This is a genomic window from Pseudomonas sp. 3MAES_34.3B, from assembly GCF_058145875.1.
Window position 1 is genome coordinate 4,309,589 of sequence record NZ_CM176960.1, and the last position, 16,621, is coordinate 4,326,209.

Consider the following 16,621-nt stretch of genomic DNA (forward strand, 5'->3'; position numbering starts at 1 on the left):
TTATTGCCCCAGTTTCAGGCGAGCGGTCTCGCCCGAGGTGAACGGTGCCACATTGACGGCCGCGCCGTTATACGTGACCTGCGCGCCACGGGCGAAGCCCAGGCGTACTTGGAAGGGTGGCTTGCCGCTGACGTCCAGGCTGTCGCCCTTGCGCTTGAGTGCGCTGACCAGCACCTTGCCTGTAGCGTCCGTGACTTGGGTCCAGCAGTCGGCGACGAACTGGATCTGCACCTGGCCTCCTCCGGCAACCGGCGCGGCGGCCTCGGTAGCGGGTACCGCTGGCTGCGCGATGGCTGGCGCGGCGGGCGTAGCGGCAGGCGCCGGCGTATGCGGTGCTGTAGCAGCCGGCGCGGTGGGAGCGGCTGGCGTGGTCACGGTCGTTGAAGGCGCTGTAACCGCGGGTTCGCTTGGGGCAGTGGCCCCAGCCGACCCTTGCGGGGAACCTGACGCGGCGGTATCGGCACCTGGCGTTGGCGCGGCCTGGCTATCGACCAGAGCCTGGTCCTCCGGCTCGTCGATCGGATGGATCTGGGTGGTGCCGTCGGCGCTTTCGACTTCGACGTGCTCCATGGCGGTACCCGCCTGATCACGGCCGCGCGAAGCGTTCTGGTCCTGCCACCAAAGGAAGCCGCCACCGATGACCAGCACCAGCAGCAACAGGCTGACAATGCGAAGAATGTTGTGGGACAAGCGCACCGGTTCCTCGATGCGGCCCAGGCCATGCACGGCCGAACCCTGCGCGTTGGTACCCGTGAAATGGTCGAATGCTTCCACCAGCGGGGTCTGGTCCATGCCCAATAGCTTAGCGTAGGCCCGGATGTAGCCACGCGCAAAGGTATGGCCGGGTAGCCGTTCGAAGGCACCGGACTCCAGGTTGGCCAGGGAGGTGGTGGTCAGGTTCAGCCGCGCCGCGACCTCCTGCAACGACCAGCTTCTGCTTTCGCGGGCCTGGCGCAGGGTTTCGCCGGGATTCGTGCGAGCCGCTGCTACAACTTCGGGATGCGCCGCTTTCATCATTGCTCCGACAGGTATTGCTGATATTCCGGCGTGCCGGGATAGAGTCTTTTCAGTTGCAGGCCATAACTGGCGGCCCGGTTCTTGTCATCGAACAGCTTCGCCAGGCGCGTGCCCAGCAGCAGGCTACGGGCATTCTGCTCGCTCAGCTGGCTGAAGCGCTCATAGTAATCGCGCGCCGGGACATATTGCTGCGCTTCGTATGACAGCTCGGCCATTTCAAGCAGCGCCCGGGGCTGTTGGCGGTTCAGGCGCAGCGCCTTGTCCAGCAGCTGCTTTGCTTCATCCTTGTTGCCCAGCATCAACGCGGTCATCCCAAGGTTTTCAAATACCCTGGAACGCTCCGGGTAGAGGCTGTCGGCAGCAGCCTCCTGGAATTTCTCGTAGGCATCCTTGTAGCGCTTGCGCTCGTAAAGGAAGCCGCCGTAGTTGTTCAGGATACGCGCATCGCCTGGCCGCGAGGACAATGCCTTGCGGAAATGCTGCTCGGAAAGCTCGGTTTCGCCTTCAGTCTGGAACACCAAAGCCAGCGCCGCATTGGCATCCGCGCTGGAGCTGTCGAGGTCCAGAGCCTTTTTCAATGGGACTTTCGCGCGCTCGGCATCGCCTTGCTTGAGATAACCCAGGCCCAGCTGAATGTAGGCATCACGCGCCTGCTCCCGGCCATGCCGGGTGTCCATCGGGTTCACCTTGCCGGTGGTAACGCAGCCAGTGAGCACAAGGGTCAACAAAAGCAGGAGCGCGGTGCGCTGGGTCATTGAGTTCCTCTCTGGGTTCCGCTCAGGGACGGCTGCCATTATGGGCGAGCACTTCGGCGTCGGCTTCCAGCTGACGCACCGCAATGTAACGTTCGCTGCGACGGGTGCGGTCCATGACCTGCCCGACCAGCTGGCCACACGCCGCATCGATGTCTTCGCCCCGCGTGGTGCGTACCGTCACATTGAAGCCTGCGTGGTGCAGGGCATCCTGGAAGCGGCGGATAGCATTGTTGCTGGGGCGCTCGTAGCCCGAATGCGGGAACGGGTTGAACGGTATGAGGTTGACCTTGCAGGGCACGTTGCGCAACAGCTCGATCATTTCCTCGGCATGTTCGGGACGGTCGTTCACGTCCTTGAGCAGGGTGTACTCGATGGTGAGCACGCGCTTTTCGCCGAGGGCGGCCATGTAGCGCTTGCAGGAATCGAGTACCACCGCGAGGGGGTATTTCTTGTTGATGGGCACCAGCTCGTTGCGCAGCGCGTCATTGGGCGCATGCAGCGACAGGGCCAGCGACACATCGATGTGTTTGGCGAGTTCGTCGATCATCGGCACCACGCCGGAGGTAGACAGGGTAACGCGGCGCTTGGAAATGCCGTAACCCAGGTCATCCATCATCAGGTGCATGGCGGAGACGACGTTGTCGAAGTTCAGCAGCGGCTCGCCCATGCCCATCATCACCACGTTGGTGATGGCACGGTCGACAGTTGCCGGAATGCTGCCGAAGGATTTGTTGGCAATCCACACCTGGCCGATCACTTCGGCGGCGGTGAGGTTGCTGTTGAAGCCTTGCTTGCCCGTGGAGCAGAAGCTGCAATCCAGGGCACAGCCCGCCTGAGAAGACACGCACAGGGTGCCGCGCTTGCCCTGAGGAATGTACACGGTCTCGACGCAACTGCCCGAGGCCACACGTACTACCCACTTGCGGGTACCGTCGGCGGAGATGTCTTCGCTGACCACTTCGGGCCCGCGAATTTCAGCGCAGGCCTTGAGCTTGGCGCGCAGGGCCTTGCCGAAGTCGGTCATGGCGTCGAAATCATCGACGCCAAAGTGGTGAATCCATTTCATCGCCTGACCGGCGCGGAAGCGTTTTTCCCCGAGCGTGTCGAAGAAATTTTCCATTTCCTGGCGGGTAAGGCCCAACAAGTTGATTTTGTCAGTAGATAAAGTCATGGATTCACCCTCACTCGTAAGCGTTCGCTTAGCGAGTGGTTACCTCGGTAGCAGCGAAGAAGTAAGCGATTTCGCGAGCAGCAGCGGCTTCGGAATCCGAACCGTGGACAGCGTTGGCGTCGATGGAGTCGGCGAAGTCAGCGCGGATGGTGCCAGCGTCTGCTTTCTTCGGATCGGTAGCGCCCATCAGCTCGCGGTTGCGGGCGATGGCGTTTTCACCTTCCAGAACCTGAACCACAACCGGGCCGGAAGTCATGAAGGCAACCAGATCACCGAAGAAACCACGCTCCTTGTGCTCGGCATAGAAGCCTTCGGCCTCGGCCTTGGACAGTTGCTTGAGTTTGGAAGCGACAACGCGCAGGCCGGCGTCTTCGAAGCGAGTGGTGATCTTGCCGATGACGTTCTTGGCAACGGCGTCGGGCTTGATGATGGAGAAAGTGCGTTGAACAGCCATGTGACACTCCAGAAACAGTGAGTTAAGCAAAAATTAAACCCGCGAATTATACGCGGGTTTGGAGGTATTTCCTAACGGCGGAACATTTCAATCCGCTTCTTCGATCCAGTGCGCCTGGATCGCCTCGAGCACCTTCTCGCCGCAGCGGTCGGGGTGGTCGTCGAAATCCGGCAGCTCCATCGCCAACTTACGCAGCTTGGGGAAGCTGATGGTACGAGGATCGACGTCGGAATGTGCTTCCGACAACTGAATGGCGATCTCCTGCACGTCCACCCATTTGAGACTCATGATTGGCTTCCCGATCAGTGCGGCGCTTCGGCTGCATGGTTAAGCGAGTACTTGGGAATCTCGATGGTCAGGTCTTCATTGCCCACCGTCACCTGGCACGCCAGGCGAGACTGCGCTTCCAGACCCCAGGCCTTGTCAAGCATGTCTTCTTCCATCTCGTCAGCCTCGGCCAGCGAGTTGAAACCCTTGCGTACAACGCAATGGCACGTGGTGCAGGCGCACACGCCGCCGCAGGCACTTTCCATCTCGATGTGATGCTCGTGGGCCAGCTCCAGGATATTGGTCCCGGACGGTACTTCCACCACAAGCCCGTTAGGGCAGAATTTTTCATGCGGCAGGAATTCAACCCTGGGCATTGCTTACTCCTCAATCTCGTTCAGGTTGCGCCCGGCCAGTGCGGCTTTTACCGTCGAATCAAGGCGACGGGCGGCAAATGCATCGGTTACCTGCGACAGACGGCGCGTTTGTTGCTCGATGGCGGCGCCATCGGTACCGGTCATCAAATCACGGAGTTCCTGCATCTGGTATTCGATCGCCAGACGCTCTTCGGCGTCGAGCAAGCGGTCACCGTCCGCTTCGAGCGCGCCTTGCACGGCTTCAAGCAGGCGTTCGGCATCCACCTGATGCTCGCGCAGCTGGCGGGCCTGTTTGTCATGGCCGGCGTACTCGAAGGAGTCCTTGAGCATGCGGGCAATTTCGCCATCGGTAAGGCCGTAGGACGGCTTGACCTGGATACTCGACTCCACGCCAGACGCCAGCTCCCGCGCGGACACGCTGAGCAGGCCGTCGGCATCCACCTGGAAGGTCACTCGAATTTTCGCCGCACCGGCGACCATCGGCGGGATACCACGCAGCTCGAAGCGAGCAAGGGAACGGCAGTCGCTCACCAGCTCACGCTCACCCTGCAGCACATGAATCACCATGGCCGACTGGCCGTCCTTGTAGGTGGTGAATTCCTGAGCACGGGCGACCGGAATGGTGGTGTTGCGGGGAATGACCTTTTCCATCAGCCCGCCCATGGTTTCAAGCCCAAGGGACAGTGGAATCACGTCCAGCAGCAGCAAGGCTTCGCCATCGCGCTGGTTGCCCGCCAGCGTATCGGCCTGGATGGCCGCGCCGATGGCAACGACCTGGTCGGGGTCGATGGTGGTGAGCGGTTCGCGGCCAAACAGTTGGCCCACGGCCTGGCGTACGCGAGGCACGCGAGTAGAACCGCCTACCATCACCACCGCGCCGATTTCTTCCAGCTCTACGCCAGAATCACGAACCGCCCGGCGACAGGCCTTCAAGCTACGGGCCAGCAACGGTTCTATCAGCGCCTCGAAACGTTCGCGAGATAGCTCACCGGCCCAGCCACCATAGGCCACTGACACGGCTTCGGTGGCACTGAGCGCTTCTTTCGCCGCGCACGCCACTTGAAGCAACTCGCGCTGCGCCGCTGGCGGAAGGTCTGACGACAACCCAGCCTGCTCGAGCACCCAGGTGGCGATCGCATGGTCGAAATCATCGCCGCCCAGCGCGCTATCGCCGCCGGTGGCCAGCACTTCGAACACGCCGCGCGACAAGCGCAGGATGGAAATATCGAAGGTACCGCCGCCCAGGTCATAGATAGCGACCAGGCCTTCAGCCTGCTGATCCAGGCCATAGGCCACGGCTGCGGCGGTGGGCTCGTTGAGCAGGCGCAGCACGTTCAGGCCGGCAAGCCGGGCAGCATCCTTGGTCGCCTGGCGCTGAGCGTCGTCGAAGTAGGCGGGTACTGTGATCACCGCGCCGACCAGATCGCCGCCCAGGCTGGCTTCGGCCCGCAGGCGCAAAGTGCGGAGTATCTCCGCCGACACTTCCACCGGGCTTTTGCGCCCCTGTACCGTTTCAATGAAGGGCATATGCGACTCGCCCTCGGCAAAGCGGTACGGCAGTTGCTCGCCCAACTGATGGACATCGGCGATGCCGCGCCCCATCAGCCGTTTTACCGACACGATCGTGTTGTACGGGTCTGTGGCTGCCGCTTGCCGCGCGGCCATGCCAACCTCTACGCGGTCGGCGTGATAACGCACCGCGGAAGGCAGAATGACTTCGCCCTGCGCATCAGGCAGGGTTTCGGACAGGCCGCTGCGCAAGGCGGCAACCAGGGAATTGGTGGTGCCCAGGTCGATCCCCACCGCCAGCCGACGCTGATGCGGTTGAGGGCTCAGGCCGGGTTCGGCGATCTGAAGTAGAGCCATGCTTGTCTGTTTTCAGGCGTGCGACCGAAGCGGCACAGGGTTAATCGTCGAGGCGCTCTTCCAACTGGCGCACTTCCTGGGAAAGCTTGTCGAGGAACTGCATGCGGCGCATCAGGCGCTCGGCCTGTTCGCGCTCGGCGGGCTGGTCCCAACAAGCGGCAAAGTCATCGTCGAGGGTGACCTGCGCAGCCTTTAGCCGTTGCTTGAAACGAGCCACGCCATCGAGGTCGGCCGCATCCTGCAGGTCTTCGAGTTCCTCGCGCCATTGCATCTGCTGCAGCAGAAAATCCGGGTCGTGGACCGTCACTTCCTGAGGCACTTCGTGGCCACTCACCGCCAGCAGGTACCGGGCACGCCGAGGCGCGCTCTTGAGCGTCTGGTAGGCATCGTTCAGGGCGGCGGATTTTTCCAACGCCTGGCGCTGCTCGACCGCGGGCGCATCGGCGAAGCGGTCGGGATGCACCGCGCGCGCCAGCTCGCGATAGCGAGCAGCCAGCTGATCGAGGTCCAGGCGAAACGCCGGCTTGAGATCGAACAAGGCAAAGTGACAGGGAGTACCCACAAGCGTCCTCAAACGTTGAAGCTTTCGCCGCAGCCACATTCGCCGCGCACGTTGGGGTTATTGAACTTGAAGCCTTCGTTCAGCCCTTCGCGCACGAAATCCAGCTCGGTGCCGTCCAGGTAAACCAGGCTCTTGGGATCAATGATCACCTTCACACCGTGGCTTTCGAAGATCTCGTCTTCGTCGGCGGTTTCGTCAACGAACTCGAGCACATACGCCAGGCCCGAGCATCCGGTGGTACGGACACCTAGGCGAATGCCCTCCCCTTTCCCGCGCCCATCGAGGGAGCGGCGAACGTGGTTGGCGGCGGCTTCTGTCATGCTGATGGCCATCGTAACTCCTAGCGTGCAAGCATACGTTTGAAGCGATTAAAGCAGGCCTTTCTTCTGCTTGTAATCGCGAACGGCAGCCTTGATGGCGTCTTCAGCGAGTACCGAGCAGTGGATCTTCACCGGCGGCAACGCCAGTTCTTCGGCCAGCTGGGTATTCTTGATGGTTTCCGCCTCGTCGAGGGTCTTGCCTTTCATCCACTCGGTAGCGAGCGAACTGGAAGCAATGGCGGAGCCGCAGCCGTAGGTCTTGAACTTGGCGTCTTCGATCACGCCCTGTTCGTTGACCTTGATCTGCAAGCGCATTACGTCGCCGCAAGCTGGCGCGCCGACCATTCCGGTACCAACGTCCGGATCTTCAGCGTTCATCTTGCCGACGTTACGCGGGTTCTCGTAGTGGTCGATGACCTTTTCACTGTAAGCCATGCTAGGTACTCCTCATCAATTCATGAAGCCGCTCTGGGTGGCGGCTTTGATTGTCAGTGCGCAGCCCACTCGATCTTCGAAATATCGACGCCGTCCTTGTACATGTCCCACAGCGGCGACAATGCGCGCAGCTTGGTCACGGCCTCGCACACCTTGGCGGCGGCGTAGTCGACGTCTTCTTCGGTAGTGAAGCGCCCGAAGGTGAAGCGAATGGAGCTATGTGCCAGTTCGTCGTTGCGGCCCAGCGCGCGAAGCACGTAGGACGGCTCCAGCGAGGCGGACGTACAGGCCGAACCGGACGACACCGCGAGGTCCTTGAGTGCCATGATCAGCGACTCGCCCTCGACGTAGTTGAAGCTCAGGTTCAGGTTATGGGGCACCCGCGCAACCTGGCTGCCGTTCACGTACAGCTCTTCAAGGTGTTCGACCTGCTTGAAGAAGCGATCGCTCAGTGCCTGTACGTGAGCGCGATCCTTGGCCATGTCTGCCTTGGCGATGCGGAAGGCTTCACCCATGCCCACGATCTGGTGGGTAGCGAGGGTACCGGAACGCATGCCGCGTTCGTGGCCACCGCCGTGCATCTGCGCTTCGAGGCGCACACGCGGCTTGCGGCTTACATAAAGCGCACCGATGCCTTTGGGGCCATAGGTTTTGTGGGCCGAGAAGGACATCAGGTCGACTTTGAGCGCCTGCAGGTCGATGTCTACCTTGCCGGTGGACTGAGCGGCGTCTACGTGGAACAGCACGCCACGGGCACGGGTCAGTTCGCCAATGGCAGCGATGTCATTGATAGTGCCGACTTCGTTGTTCACATGCATGATCGAAACCAGAATGGTGTCGTCACGCAGCGCGCCCTCGACCATGGCCGGGGTGATCAGGCCGTCTTCGGTCGGGTCCAGGTAGGTCACTTCAAAACCTTCGCGCTCGAGCTGGCGAGTGGTATCCAGAACCGCCTTGTGCTCGATCTTGCTGGTGATGATGTGCTTGCCCTTGCTGGCATAGAAGTGCGCGACGCCCTTGATGGCAAGGTTATCGGACTCGGTAGCCCCGGATGTCCACACGATTTCGCGCGGGTCGGCATTGACCAGATCGGCGACCTGACGGCGAGCGTTCTCAACCGCTTCCTCGGCCTTCCAGCCGAACACGTGGGAGCGCGACGCGGGGTTACCGAAGTTCGTCTCCATGGTGAGGCAGTCGATCATTTTCTCGGCAACCCGCGGATCAACAGGGGTGGTCGCGGAATAGTCCAGGTAAATCGGCAATTTCATCGGGAATCTCCTAATCAGGCGCGCTCCGCTCTACGGCGGTCAGTCGACGGCAGATGTTTCTATCTTTTCGAGAACGGGCATGTCCGGAATCGCGGCCTGGCCAGCACAGCGGCGCTGGTCCTGGCGCTGGGCGACTTCCTGCACCTCGCGGCGGGTAACCAGATCTGCCAGGCTGATACCACTCAAAAACTCGTGGATCTGCTGGCTGAGGTCACACCAGAGGTGGTGCGTGAGGCAGGTATCGCCGGCATGGCAGTCACCCAGGCCTTGGCACCGAGTGGCATCGACCGATTCGTTCACCGCATCGATCACCTGAGCGACTTGAATCCCTTGCATGTCCCGGGACAGCTGATAGCCGCCGCCAGGGCCGCGCACACTCGATACCAGGTTGCCGCGCCGAAGCTTGGCGAACAGCTGCTCGAGGTACGAAAGGGAAATGCCCTGGCGCTCGGAAATATCGGCCAGCGACACGGGCCCACGCTGTGCGTGCAACGCCAGGTCAAGCATGGCGGTCACGGCGTATCGGCCTTTGGTTGTCAGTCGCACGGTTCTGTTACCACGGTTTGCGGAAAGGGACGCGATGGGGCAAGTATGCGATTCCCGAGTATTTAAGTCAACTATAAGACCTACTAATTTACTCGGGATTAGGCGGGAAGCGGCGACGGATGATAGCACACAATCCCTCTAGCGCCGCTTGGCTTGTGTGGGCATTGGCCTGCGGTTAGGACTGCGCCTGCTCCTTCACACAGGCGAAATCCGCTTCGCGCAGCTCGGGAAGGTCCTTGGCAGCGTAATCGCTGCCCAGCCGGGTGAGCGCGCCGCACATGCCCTCCAGTCGGCCGTCCACCGCATGCAGGTGATCCAGCAACTGGCCAATGGCCTTGGCGATAGGGTCAGGCATGTCTTCCGTGACCCCATACGCATCGAAACCGATCTTGTCCGCCATGGCCTTGCGCCGGCTTTCCTGGCTTTCGTCACGCTTCACGATGATACGCGCCGGAATGCCGACCGCCGTGGCGCCCGCAGGAACCGGCTTGGTGACCACCGCGTTGGAACCGATCTTGGCACCAGCACCGACAGTAAACGGGCCCAACACCTTGGCGCCCCCACCCACCACCACGCCATCTTCCAGGGTGGGGTGCCGCTTGCCCGCATTCCAGGTGGTGCCGCCAAGGGTCACACCCTGATAGAGCGTAACGTCGTTGCCGATCTCGGCCGTTTCGCCAATAACGATGCCCATGCCGTGGTCAATGAAGAAGCGCCGGCCGATCCGCGCACCCGGGTGGATCTCCACGCCAGTGAGCCACCGATTGAAGTTTGAAACGCACCGCGCAAGCCATTTCCAGCCCGCCCGCCAGAGGCGATGGGCTATCCGATGCAACCATACGGCGTGCAGCCCGGGATAGCAGGTAAGCACCTCGAACGTATTACGTGCCGCCGGGTCGCGGTGAAACACGCTCTGGATGTCTTCTCGCATGCGCTCGAACATTCAATGGTCCTTCCGCTTGTGGGGTTCACCCCGGGCCGTTTTGCGGGTTTCGGTGAGAATACCGCGCAGGATACTCACTTCCGTGCGCTCCAGGCGGCAGCGGCTGTACAAGCGACGCAGGCGGGCCATGAGGTGCCGGGGCTTTTCCGGGTCCAGAAAGCCGATGTCCACCAGCGTGGCTTCCATATGGCCATAGAACCCTTCCAGCTCCTCGGCGGTGGCGAGCTCTACCGGAGCCTCGGCCGGCTCGGTTGGCGCAACCTGTGCCAGCGCCAGGAAGGCCAGCCGAACTTCGTAGGCGAGCACCTGCACCGCGGCGGCCAGGTTGAGCGAGCTGAACTCCGGCGCCGAGGGAATGTGCACATGGAAATGGCAACGTTGCAGCTCTTCATTGGTAAGGCCGGCGTGCTCGCGGCCGAATACCAGCGCCACCTCTCCACCTGCGCGGGCATCCTCCACGGCCTTGCTGGCGCAGGCGCGCGGATCGAGCAACGGCCAGGGCAGGCTGCGGTCGCGGGCGCTGGTACCCATCACCAGGCTACAGCCCACCAGCGCTTCCTCAAGCGTGGGTACCACCTGGGCATTGGCGAGGATATCGTCGGCCCCCGACGCGCGGGCACTGGCCTCGGGTGAAGGGAAGACGTGCGGGTCCACCAGAACCAGGCGCGACAGGCCCATGTTTTTCATGGCGCGGGCGGCGCCGCCGATGTTGCCGGGATGGCTGGTGTTCACCAAAACGATGCGGATGTTCTGCAGCACCTTGAGCGCTCCCCGTAGTAGAAAAGGGGGCAAATTCTACAGAAGCGACGAAAGCAACGCTATGAAGGCCCAAGGCCCACTTCTTGGCGGCGGCTTTTCTGTTAGAATGCGCGGCTCTTTTTAATGACCAGGTGAAAGAACATCCATGCAGCCCATGCTGAATATCGCGCTGCGCGCCGCCCGCAGCGCCAGTGAACTGATCTTCCGCTCCATCGAGCGGCTGGATAGCATCAAGGTCGATGAAAAGGATGCCAAGGACTACGTCAGCGAAGTCGACCGCGCCGCCGAGCAGGCGATCATCACCGCGCTGCGCAAGGCTTACCCTAACCACGGGATCCTGGGCGAGGAAAGCGGCCTGCACGCCGGTAGCGGCGAGGGCGAGGACTACCTCTGGATCATCGACCCGCTCGACGGCACTACCAACTTCGTGCGCGGCGTTCCGCATTTTGCCGTGAGCATCGCCTGCAAATACCGCGGCCGCCTCGAGCACGCCGTGGTGCTGGACCCTGTCCGCCAGGAAGAATTCACCGCCAGCCGCGGCCGTGGCGCCGCTGTGAATGGCCGGCGCATCCGCGTCAGCGCCCGCCGCGGCCTGGAAGGTGCCCTGCTGGGTACCGGCTTCCCGTTCCGCGACAACCAGATGGACTACCTGGACAACTACCTGGGGATGTTCCGCAGCCTGGTTGGGCAAACCGCCGGCATCCGCCGTGCCGGTTCCGCCAGCCTCGACCTGGCCTATGTAGCCGCCGGCCGTTTCGACGCCTTCTGGGAATCGGGCCTGTCGGAATGGGACATGGCTGCTGGCGCACTGCTGATTCAGGAAGCGGGCGGCCTGGTGAGCGACTTCACCGGCGGTCACGAATTCCTCGAGAAAGGCCACATCGTGGCGGGCAACACCAAGTGCTTCAAGGCGGTACTTACCGCCATCCAACCGCACCTGCCGCCCTCGATCAAGCGCTGATCCGAAGGCGTCACCGGTGACGAAAAAGCATCCTTCGGGATGCTTTTTTTATGGGCGACGAATGTCAGCGAACCAGCATTGACGCGGCCGCCACCACCATCATCACTGCGGCGCCACGGAACACCCGCCGCTGGGCTCGCGCACTGCCGAGCAGGTGCCGTATACGCACGGCCGCGAACACAAAGGCCCCGCCCACCGCGAGCAACACCAGGATGGTAAGCGGCACCAGCATCAGCGCCCACACACCAAGGCTTACGCTCTGAAGGTCAATGACCAGAGGAAGAATGGCCAGGTAGAACGCGATGGTCTTTGGATTCCCCAGCGTGATGGTAAGGCCAGATATCGCCGCCGCCCACCGCGCGCGGGCATCCTCAACCTTGCCCGTTTCCACCGCGTCGTGGCGCGCCGTCCAGAACTGCCACGCCAGGTAACCGAGATAGAGCGCGGCGGCCCACCGCACAAACTGAAACAGCGCCGCGAAATGTTCAGCGACAAGGGCAAGCCCGAACACCGCGAGCGATAAATAGGCCAGGTCCCCCAGTATCAGACCTCCCAGCAGGCAAAGACCCGAGATCGCGCCCCCGCTCACGCTCCGCGCCACAAGGGCTGCCATTCCAGGCCCGGGAATGGCGGCCGCGACGGCCAACGCCGCGGAATAGGTCAGGGCCTGGGTAACGTCTGGCATACATTCAGCTTCCTTTTCGCATGGATTGGATAGCGAACAAGCTATACCTTTGCGATGAAATAACTGACCTACTTTGACCTCTCGGCCTAACAGTATCGATAGGTTTTACCGTAATCCTGCATCAAGGAGGAATGAATTACCGCACCTACATTATCGTCCACGGACCTGAAGATTCTCGCTGCGTTGCAGCAAGACGGCCGCATCACGAATCAGACCCTCGCCGAGAAGCTCAGCATGTCTGCCTCACCGTGCTGGCGCCGCGTTCGCCATCTGGAAGAACATGGGTTTATTCAGGGTTACCGTGCAGTGCTCGATCGCAGGCGCATTGGCCTGGGCGTGATGGTGTTCATTCGAATCAATATCGGTAGCCACAGCGAAGCCGAAGCGAGGAAATTCGAGGAAGAAGTGCTGCAGCTCGAGGACGTGGTGGCGTGTTACAGCATTGGCGGGGACGCAGACTTTTTATTGCAAGTAGTGGCGCCAGACCTGGACAGCTTCGCGGACTTTGCCATGTCGGTGGTGCGGCGGCTGCCCGGCATCAAGGAGATGCAGAGCATGTTCGTACTGAAGGAGATCAAGCCGTTCACGGCGTTTCCTGTGAAGCGGGTTGGCTAGCACAGGAGACCCTTCGCGAGCGCCGGGTGGCCGGCCCCGCCGCTTCCCACAGCTCGCGAACGACTTACGGTCGCGCGCGAGCCAAGCCCAGGAACCGATACGGGCTACTGCTGCGCCCCAGCCGCCTGGGCCTGGGTCAACACCAGTTGGCCGTCTTTGGTGACGGGGATTTGCGCGCCGGGGTTGTGGTCCATGCGTACCTGGCCAACCTGGCCGTTGAGCTGGTACTTCACGTTGTAACCCACCAACTTGTCGCTCACGTCGTTCACGGTGTTGCAGCGCGTTTGAGTAGTGCTATAGGTATCACCCGATTGCATGTGCTCCTGCACCTTGTTCCCGGCATAGCCACCGCCGACAGCGCCCGCTACGGTCGCCAATTGCTTGCCATGGCCGCCACCCACCTGATGGCCCAACAAGCCGCCAGCCACTGCACCCAATACGCTGCCCACGATCTGATGCTGGTCCTGCACCGGGCGTTGGCGAGTCACGGTCACGTCCTTGCACACTTCCCGCGGGGTTTTGATCTGTTCGTTGATAGGCTCCGCCGCCAACACCTGGGCGTATTCGGGAGCCTTGTTGCTAACGAGGCTGTAGGTCGCGACAGCACCCCCGGCGGTAACGCCGACAGCACCCAACACTGCACCAACCAGCAACGATTTGTTCACGGAAACCTCCTGCGGCGAGGAAGACAGGGCCCTCGCACTTCTCCCAGCCTTGGAGCAAAAAAACCGGCGAAGGTTCAACCTTTCGCCGGTTTTCAATGACTTACCGCTGGCCGGGCGTTATGGGCGCTCGTCCACGGCCTCCTTGGTGGCCGGTGGAATAAGATCATCACTGCTCAGGTTCAGCCAGATCAGCACCACGTTGGCGATGTAGATGGACGAGTAGGTACCCGCCATCACGCCGATGAACAACGCGAGCGAGAAACCGAACAGGTTGTCGCCACCGAACAGCAACAGCGCGCCGATCGCCAGCAGGGTCGACACCGAAGTGGCGATGGTCCGCAGCAGCGTCTGGGTGGTGGACACGTTGATGTTTTCGATCAACGAAGCCTTGCGCATTACGCGGAAGTTCTCACGCACCCGGTCAAACACCACGATGGTGTCGTTGAGCGAGTAACCGATGATCGCCAGTACGGCCGCCAGCACGGTGAGGTCGAAGGTGATCTGGAAGAACGACAGGATGCCCAGGGTGACCACCACGTCGTGGATCAGGGACACGATCGCACCCACGGCGAACTTCCACTGGAAGCGGAATGCCAGGTAGATCAGTACCCCGCCCAGCGCCAGCAGCATGCCCAGGCCGCCCTGGTCGCGCAGCTCCTCACCTACTTGCGGCCCCACGAACTCGACGCGCTTGACCGTGGCCGGGTTGTCCCCGCTCACCTTGCGCAGCGCATCGGCGACTTCGGTACCCAGTTTCGGGTCTTCGCCAGGCATGCGCACCAGTACGTCGGTGGCCGCGCCGAAGCTTTGCACGATCGCTTCGTGGAAACCGGCGTCGGCCAGTTCCGAGCGCAGCCCGCCCAGTTCCACCGGCTTCTCGTAGGTCAGCTCGATGAGCGTACCCCCGGTGAAGTCCAGGCCGAAATTCAGCCCCTTGTAGAACCAGCTGAACAACGCCAGCACCGTAAGGAACAGCGTGACGGCGAACGCGAGATTGCGAACGCCCATGAAGTTGATGGTCTTTTTCATGGCAGTGGCCTCAAATCCACAGCTTCTTGACGTCACGGCCGCCGTAGATCAGGTTGATCATCGCGCGGGTTACCATGATGGCAGTGAACATCGAAGTAAAGATCCCGAGGGACATGGTCACGGCAAAGCCTTTAACCGGCCCGGTACCCATGGCGAACAGGATCGCGCCTACCAGCAGGCTGGTAAGGTTGGCATCCACAATCGCCGTATAGGCACGGTTGAAACCCTCGTGAATGGCCCGCTGCACGCTCATGCCAGCGGCAATTTCCTCGCGGATACGGGAGAAGATCAGCACGTTGGCGTCCACGGCCATGCCCATGGTGAGCACGATACCGGCGATGCCCGGCAGGGTCAGCGTAGCCCCCAGCAGCGACATCAGCGCCAGCAGCATGACCATGTTGAAGGCCAGCGCCACGGTGGCGATCAACCCGAAGAAGCGGTAGATCGCGATGATGAACAGCGACACGAAGAGCATGCCCCACAACGCAGCATGGATACCCTTGGTGATGTTGTCCGCGCCCAGGCTTGGGCCGATGGTGCGCTCTTCAGCGAAGTACATCGGGGCGGCCAGGCCACCGGCGCGCAGCAGCAGCGCCAGTTCCGAGGATTCGCCCTGGCCATCGAGGCCAGTGATGCGGAACTGGCTGCCCAGCGGCGACTGGATGGTCGCCAGGCTGATGATCTTCTTCTCTTCAGTAAAGGTTGGAACCGCCACTTCCTGCTCGACACCATCCACGGTCTGCTTGACGTATTTGGTGGTCGGCTTCTGCTCGATGAAGATCACCGCCATGCCACGGCCCACGTTACTGCGGGTGGCGCGGCTCATCAGGTCACCGCCATGGCCATCGAGGCGAATGTTCACCTGCGGGCGGCCATGCTCGTCATAGCTGGCCTGAGCGTCCGTCACCTGGTCACCGGTGATGATCAGGCCACGCTCGACCGAGGCTGGAGGGCGGTTGCCTTCGCGGAATTCGAACTGTTCGGTAGTGGCGCGGCTATCGTCGGGGCCAGCAGCCAGGCGGAATTCCAGGTTGGCGGTTTTACCAAGGATACGCTTGGCTTCGGCGGTGTCCTGCACGCCCGGAAGCTCGACCACGATGCGGTTGGCGCCCTGGCGCTGTACCAGCGGCTCGGCAACGCCCAGCTCGTTCACACGGTTGCGAACAGTGGTGAGGTTCTGCTTGATGGCGTAGTCGCGGATTTCCGACACCTTGGCCTGGGTGAGGGCCAGGCGCAGCACGGCCAGCTCGCCACGCTCGGTAGTGGTAAGGTCGAAATCGGTGAAATTCTTGCGCACCAGGTCGCGTGCCTGATCGCGGGTAGCGTCGTCACTGAAGCCAAGCATGATGCCGCCATCCTGCTGTGGCAGGCTGCGATAGCGCACCTTCTCCTTGCGCAGGAGGGTTTTGACTTCGCCTTCGTACACCTTCATGCGGGCGTCGAGGGCTTTGTCCATGTCCACTTCCAGCAGGAAGTGCACACCACCGGAAAGGTCCAGGCCGAGCTTCATCGGGCTCGCGCCCAGGTTACGCAGCCACTGGGGCGTGGTGCGCGCCAGGTTCACCGCCACCACGTAGTCGTCGCCCATGACCTTGCGGACGATGTCCTTGGCCGGCAACTGATCTTCCTGGCGGGTAAGGCGCAGCAGGCCACCCTTGCCGTTATCGGCCAGGCTTGCGGCCTTGACCTGGATACCAGCATCGCTCAGCGCTTTGCTGGCCTTGTCCAGATCGGCCTGGCCGACCTGCAGTGCGGTGCTTGCACCGGACAACTGGACAGCCGGGTCATCCGGGTAGAGGTTGGGTGCGGAATAAATAAAGCCGACCGCGAGTACCGCCACGATCAGAATGTATTTCCACAGAGGGTATTTGTTCAGCATCACGCCGCCCGTTCAAACGCGGGGCACGTTGCGCGCCCCGCCAAGGT

General features: G+C 61.9%; 20 protein-coding genes. 2 read left to right on the plus strand and 18 right to left on the minus strand.

Annotation, left to right across the window (positions count from 1 at the left end):
• From AC3Z8Y_RS19140 to trmJ, 14 genes are all read right to left on the minus strand, one after another.
• On the minus strand, nucleotides 1-1,014 hold the full coding sequence (locus AC3Z8Y_RS19140) for a RodZ domain-containing protein (RefSeq protein ID WP_490087153.1): 1,014 nt from the start codon (nucleotides 1,012-1,014) through the stop codon (nucleotides 1-3).
• A complete protein-coding gene (gene pilW, locus AC3Z8Y_RS19145; protein ID WP_490087154.1) occupies nucleotides 1,014-1,772 on the minus strand; it encodes a type IV pilus biogenesis/stability protein PilW in 759 nt (252 codons plus the stop codon). Before pilW ends, AC3Z8Y_RS19140 begins: the two co-directional genes overlap by 1 nt.
• Nucleotides 1,773-1,794: 22 nt before the next feature.
• A complete protein-coding gene (gene rlmN / locus AC3Z8Y_RS19150; protein WP_490087155.1) occupies nucleotides 1,795-2,943 on the minus strand; it encodes a dual-specificity RNA methyltransferase RlmN in 1,149 nt (382 codons plus the stop codon).
• Nucleotides 2,944-2,971: 28 nt separating this feature from the next.
• Nucleotides 2,972-3,397 carry a nucleoside-diphosphate kinase gene (ndk, locus tag AC3Z8Y_RS19155; RefSeq protein ID WP_181111350.1) on the minus strand — a complete coding sequence of 142 codons (426 nt, stop codon included), beginning with the start codon at nucleotides 3,395-3,397 and terminating at the stop codon, nucleotides 2,972-2,974.
• Nucleotides 3,398-3,484: 87 nt separating this feature from the next.
• Entirely contained in the window at nucleotides 3,485-3,685 is a 201-nt protein-coding gene (iscX, locus tag AC3Z8Y_RS19160; protein WP_490087156.1) for a Fe-S cluster assembly protein IscX, read from the minus strand.
• Nucleotides 3,686-3,699: 14 nt separating this feature from the next.
• Nucleotides 3,700-4,041: an ISC system 2Fe-2S type ferredoxin gene (gene fdx, locus AC3Z8Y_RS19165; RefSeq protein ID WP_490087157.1), complete on the minus strand. Its 342-nt coding sequence runs from the start codon at nucleotides 4,039-4,041 to the stop codon at nucleotides 3,700-3,702.
• Between the two features lie 3 nt (nucleotides 4,042-4,044).
• The gene (gene hscA, locus AC3Z8Y_RS19170; protein WP_490087158.1) at nucleotides 4,045-5,907 is read right to left on the minus strand and encodes a Fe-S protein assembly chaperone HscA; all 1,863 of its coding nucleotides are present in this window, start codon (nucleotides 5,905-5,907) and stop codon (nucleotides 4,045-4,047) included.
• Between the two features lie 40 nt (nucleotides 5,908-5,947).
• Entirely contained in the window at nucleotides 5,948-6,469 is a 522-nt protein-coding gene (gene hscB, locus AC3Z8Y_RS19175; protein WP_181111346.1) for a co-chaperone HscB, read from the minus strand.
• Between the two features lie 8 nt (nucleotides 6,470-6,477).
• Nucleotides 6,478-6,801 (minus strand): iron-sulfur cluster assembly protein IscA, encoded by a 324-nt coding sequence (iscA, locus tag AC3Z8Y_RS19180; RefSeq protein WP_181111345.1) that lies wholly within the window; start codon nucleotides 6,799-6,801, stop codon nucleotides 6,478-6,480.
• A gap of 36 nt (nucleotides 6,802-6,837) precedes the next feature.
• Nucleotides 6,838-7,224 (minus strand): Fe-S cluster assembly scaffold IscU, encoded by a 387-nt coding sequence (gene iscU / locus AC3Z8Y_RS19185; RefSeq protein WP_002552476.1) that lies wholly within the window; start codon nucleotides 7,222-7,224, stop codon nucleotides 6,838-6,840.
• A 53-nt stretch (nucleotides 7,225-7,277) separates the two neighbouring features.
• A complete protein-coding gene (locus AC3Z8Y_RS19190; protein WP_181111344.1) occupies nucleotides 7,278-8,492 on the minus strand; it encodes an IscS subfamily cysteine desulfurase in 1,215 nt (404 codons plus the stop codon).
• Nucleotides 8,493-8,531: 39 nt separating this feature from the next.
• Entirely contained in the window at nucleotides 8,532-9,038 is a 507-nt protein-coding gene (gene iscR / locus AC3Z8Y_RS19195) for a Fe-S cluster assembly transcriptional regulator IscR (RefSeq protein ID WP_181111343.1), read from the minus strand.
• Between the two features lie 175 nt (nucleotides 9,039-9,213).
• On the minus strand, nucleotides 9,214-9,981 hold the full coding sequence (gene cysE, locus AC3Z8Y_RS19200; protein ID WP_490087159.1) for a serine O-acetyltransferase: 768 nt from the start codon (nucleotides 9,979-9,981) through the stop codon (nucleotides 9,214-9,216).
• Nucleotides 9,982-10,740, minus strand: coding sequence for a tRNA (cytosine(32)/uridine(32)-2'-O)-methyltransferase TrmJ (gene trmJ / locus AC3Z8Y_RS19205; protein ID WP_490087160.1), 759 nt, complete (start codon nucleotides 10,738-10,740; stop codon nucleotides 9,982-9,984). It lies immediately after the preceding gene.
• A 145-nt stretch (nucleotides 10,741-10,885) separates the two neighbouring features.
• Between trmJ and suhB the strand changes: the two genes are divergently transcribed.
• Nucleotides 10,886-11,701, plus strand: a complete 816-nt coding sequence (suhB, locus tag AC3Z8Y_RS19210; protein WP_181111340.1) for a type III secretion system regulator SuhB — start codon at nucleotides 10,886-10,888, stop codon at nucleotides 11,699-11,701.
• Nucleotides 11,702-11,765: 64 nt separating this feature from the next.
• Here suhB and AC3Z8Y_RS19215 read toward each other — a convergent pair whose 3' ends face one another.
• Nucleotides 11,766-12,386 (minus strand): LysE family translocator, encoded by a 621-nt coding sequence (locus AC3Z8Y_RS19215; protein WP_490087161.1) that lies wholly within the window; start codon nucleotides 12,384-12,386, stop codon nucleotides 11,766-11,768.
• Nucleotides 12,387-12,521: 135 nt separating this feature from the next.
• Here AC3Z8Y_RS19215 and AC3Z8Y_RS19220 point away from each other — a divergent pair, with 135 nt between their 5' ends.
• Nucleotides 12,522-13,001: an Lrp/AsnC family transcriptional regulator gene (locus AC3Z8Y_RS19220; RefSeq protein ID WP_490090048.1), complete on the plus strand. Its 480-nt coding sequence runs from the start codon at nucleotides 12,522-12,524 to the stop codon at nucleotides 12,999-13,001.
• 104 nt (nucleotides 13,002-13,105) lie between these two features.
• On the opposite strand, the gene AC3Z8Y_RS19225 is transcribed toward AC3Z8Y_RS19220, so the two are convergent.
• The 3 genes from AC3Z8Y_RS19225 to secD form a co-directional block, all read right to left on the minus strand.
• Complete coding sequence (locus AC3Z8Y_RS19225) at nucleotides 13,106-13,666, minus strand: glycine zipper 2TM domain-containing protein (RefSeq protein ID WP_490087162.1); 561 nt, start codon at nucleotides 13,664-13,666, stop codon at nucleotides 13,106-13,108.
• 117 nt (nucleotides 13,667-13,783) lie between these two features.
• A complete protein-coding gene (gene secF / locus AC3Z8Y_RS19230; RefSeq protein WP_490087163.1) occupies nucleotides 13,784-14,695 on the minus strand; it encodes a protein translocase subunit SecF in 912 nt (303 codons plus the stop codon).
• Between the two features lie 10 nt (nucleotides 14,696-14,705).
• Complete coding sequence (gene secD / locus AC3Z8Y_RS19235) at nucleotides 14,706-16,574, minus strand: protein translocase subunit SecD (RefSeq protein WP_490087164.1); 1,869 nt, start codon at nucleotides 16,572-16,574, stop codon at nucleotides 14,706-14,708.
• Nucleotides 16,575-16,621: the final 47 nt, after the last annotated feature.

Bases quoted from the DNA above. Each gene is read 5' to 3' on its own strand.
- AC3Z8Y_RS19140 (WP_490087153.1), bottom strand. From the start codon at position 1,014: ATGAAAGCGGCGCATCCCGAAGTTGTAGCAGCGGCTCGCACGAATCCC.
- pilW (WP_490087154.1), bottom strand. From the start codon at position 1,772: ATGACCCAGCGCACCGCGCTCCTGCTTTTGTTGACCCTTGTGCTCACT.
- rlmN (WP_490087155.1), bottom strand. From the start codon at position 2,943: ATGACTTTATCTACTGACAAAATCAACTTGTTGGGCCTTACCCGCCAG.
- ndk (WP_181111350.1), bottom strand. From the start codon at position 3,397: ATGGCTGTTCAACGCACTTTCTCCATCATCAAGCCCGACGCCGTTGCC.
- iscX (WP_490087156.1), bottom strand. From the start codon at position 3,685: ATGAGTCTCAAATGGGTGGACGTGCAGGAGATCGCCATTCAGTTGTCG.
- fdx (WP_490087157.1), bottom strand. From the start codon at position 4,041: ATGCCCAGGGTTGAATTCCTGCCGCATGAAAAATTCTGCCCTAACGGG.
- hscA (WP_490087158.1), bottom strand. From the start codon at position 5,907: ATGGCTCTACTTCAGATCGCCGAACCCGGCCTGAGCCCTCAACCGCAT.
- iscA (WP_181111345.1), bottom strand. From the start codon at position 6,801: ATGGCCATCAGCATGACAGAAGCCGCCGCCAACCACGTTCGCCGCTCC.
- iscU (WP_002552476.1), bottom strand. From the start codon at position 7,224: ATGGCTTACAGTGAAAAGGTCATCGACCACTACGAGAACCCGCGTAAC.
- AC3Z8Y_RS19190 (WP_181111344.1), bottom strand. From the start codon at position 8,492: ATGAAATTGCCGATTTACCTGGACTATTCCGCGACCACCCCTGTTGAT.
- cysE (WP_490087159.1), bottom strand. From the start codon at position 9,981: ATGTTCGAGCGCATGCGAGAAGACATCCAGAGCGTGTTTCACCGCGAC.
- suhB (WP_181111340.1), top strand. From the start codon at position 10,886: ATGCAGCCCATGCTGAATATCGCGCTGCGCGCCGCCCGCAGCGCCAGT.
- AC3Z8Y_RS19215 (WP_490087161.1), bottom strand. From the start codon at position 12,386: ATGCCAGACGTTACCCAGGCCCTGACCTATTCCGCGGCGTTGGCCGTC.
- secF (WP_490087163.1), bottom strand. From the start codon at position 14,695: ATGAAAAAGACCATCAACTTCATGGGCGTTCGCAATCTCGCGTTCGCC.
- secD (WP_490087164.1), bottom strand. From the start codon at position 16,574: ATGCTGAACAAATACCCTCTGTGGAAATACATTCTGATCGTGGCGGTA.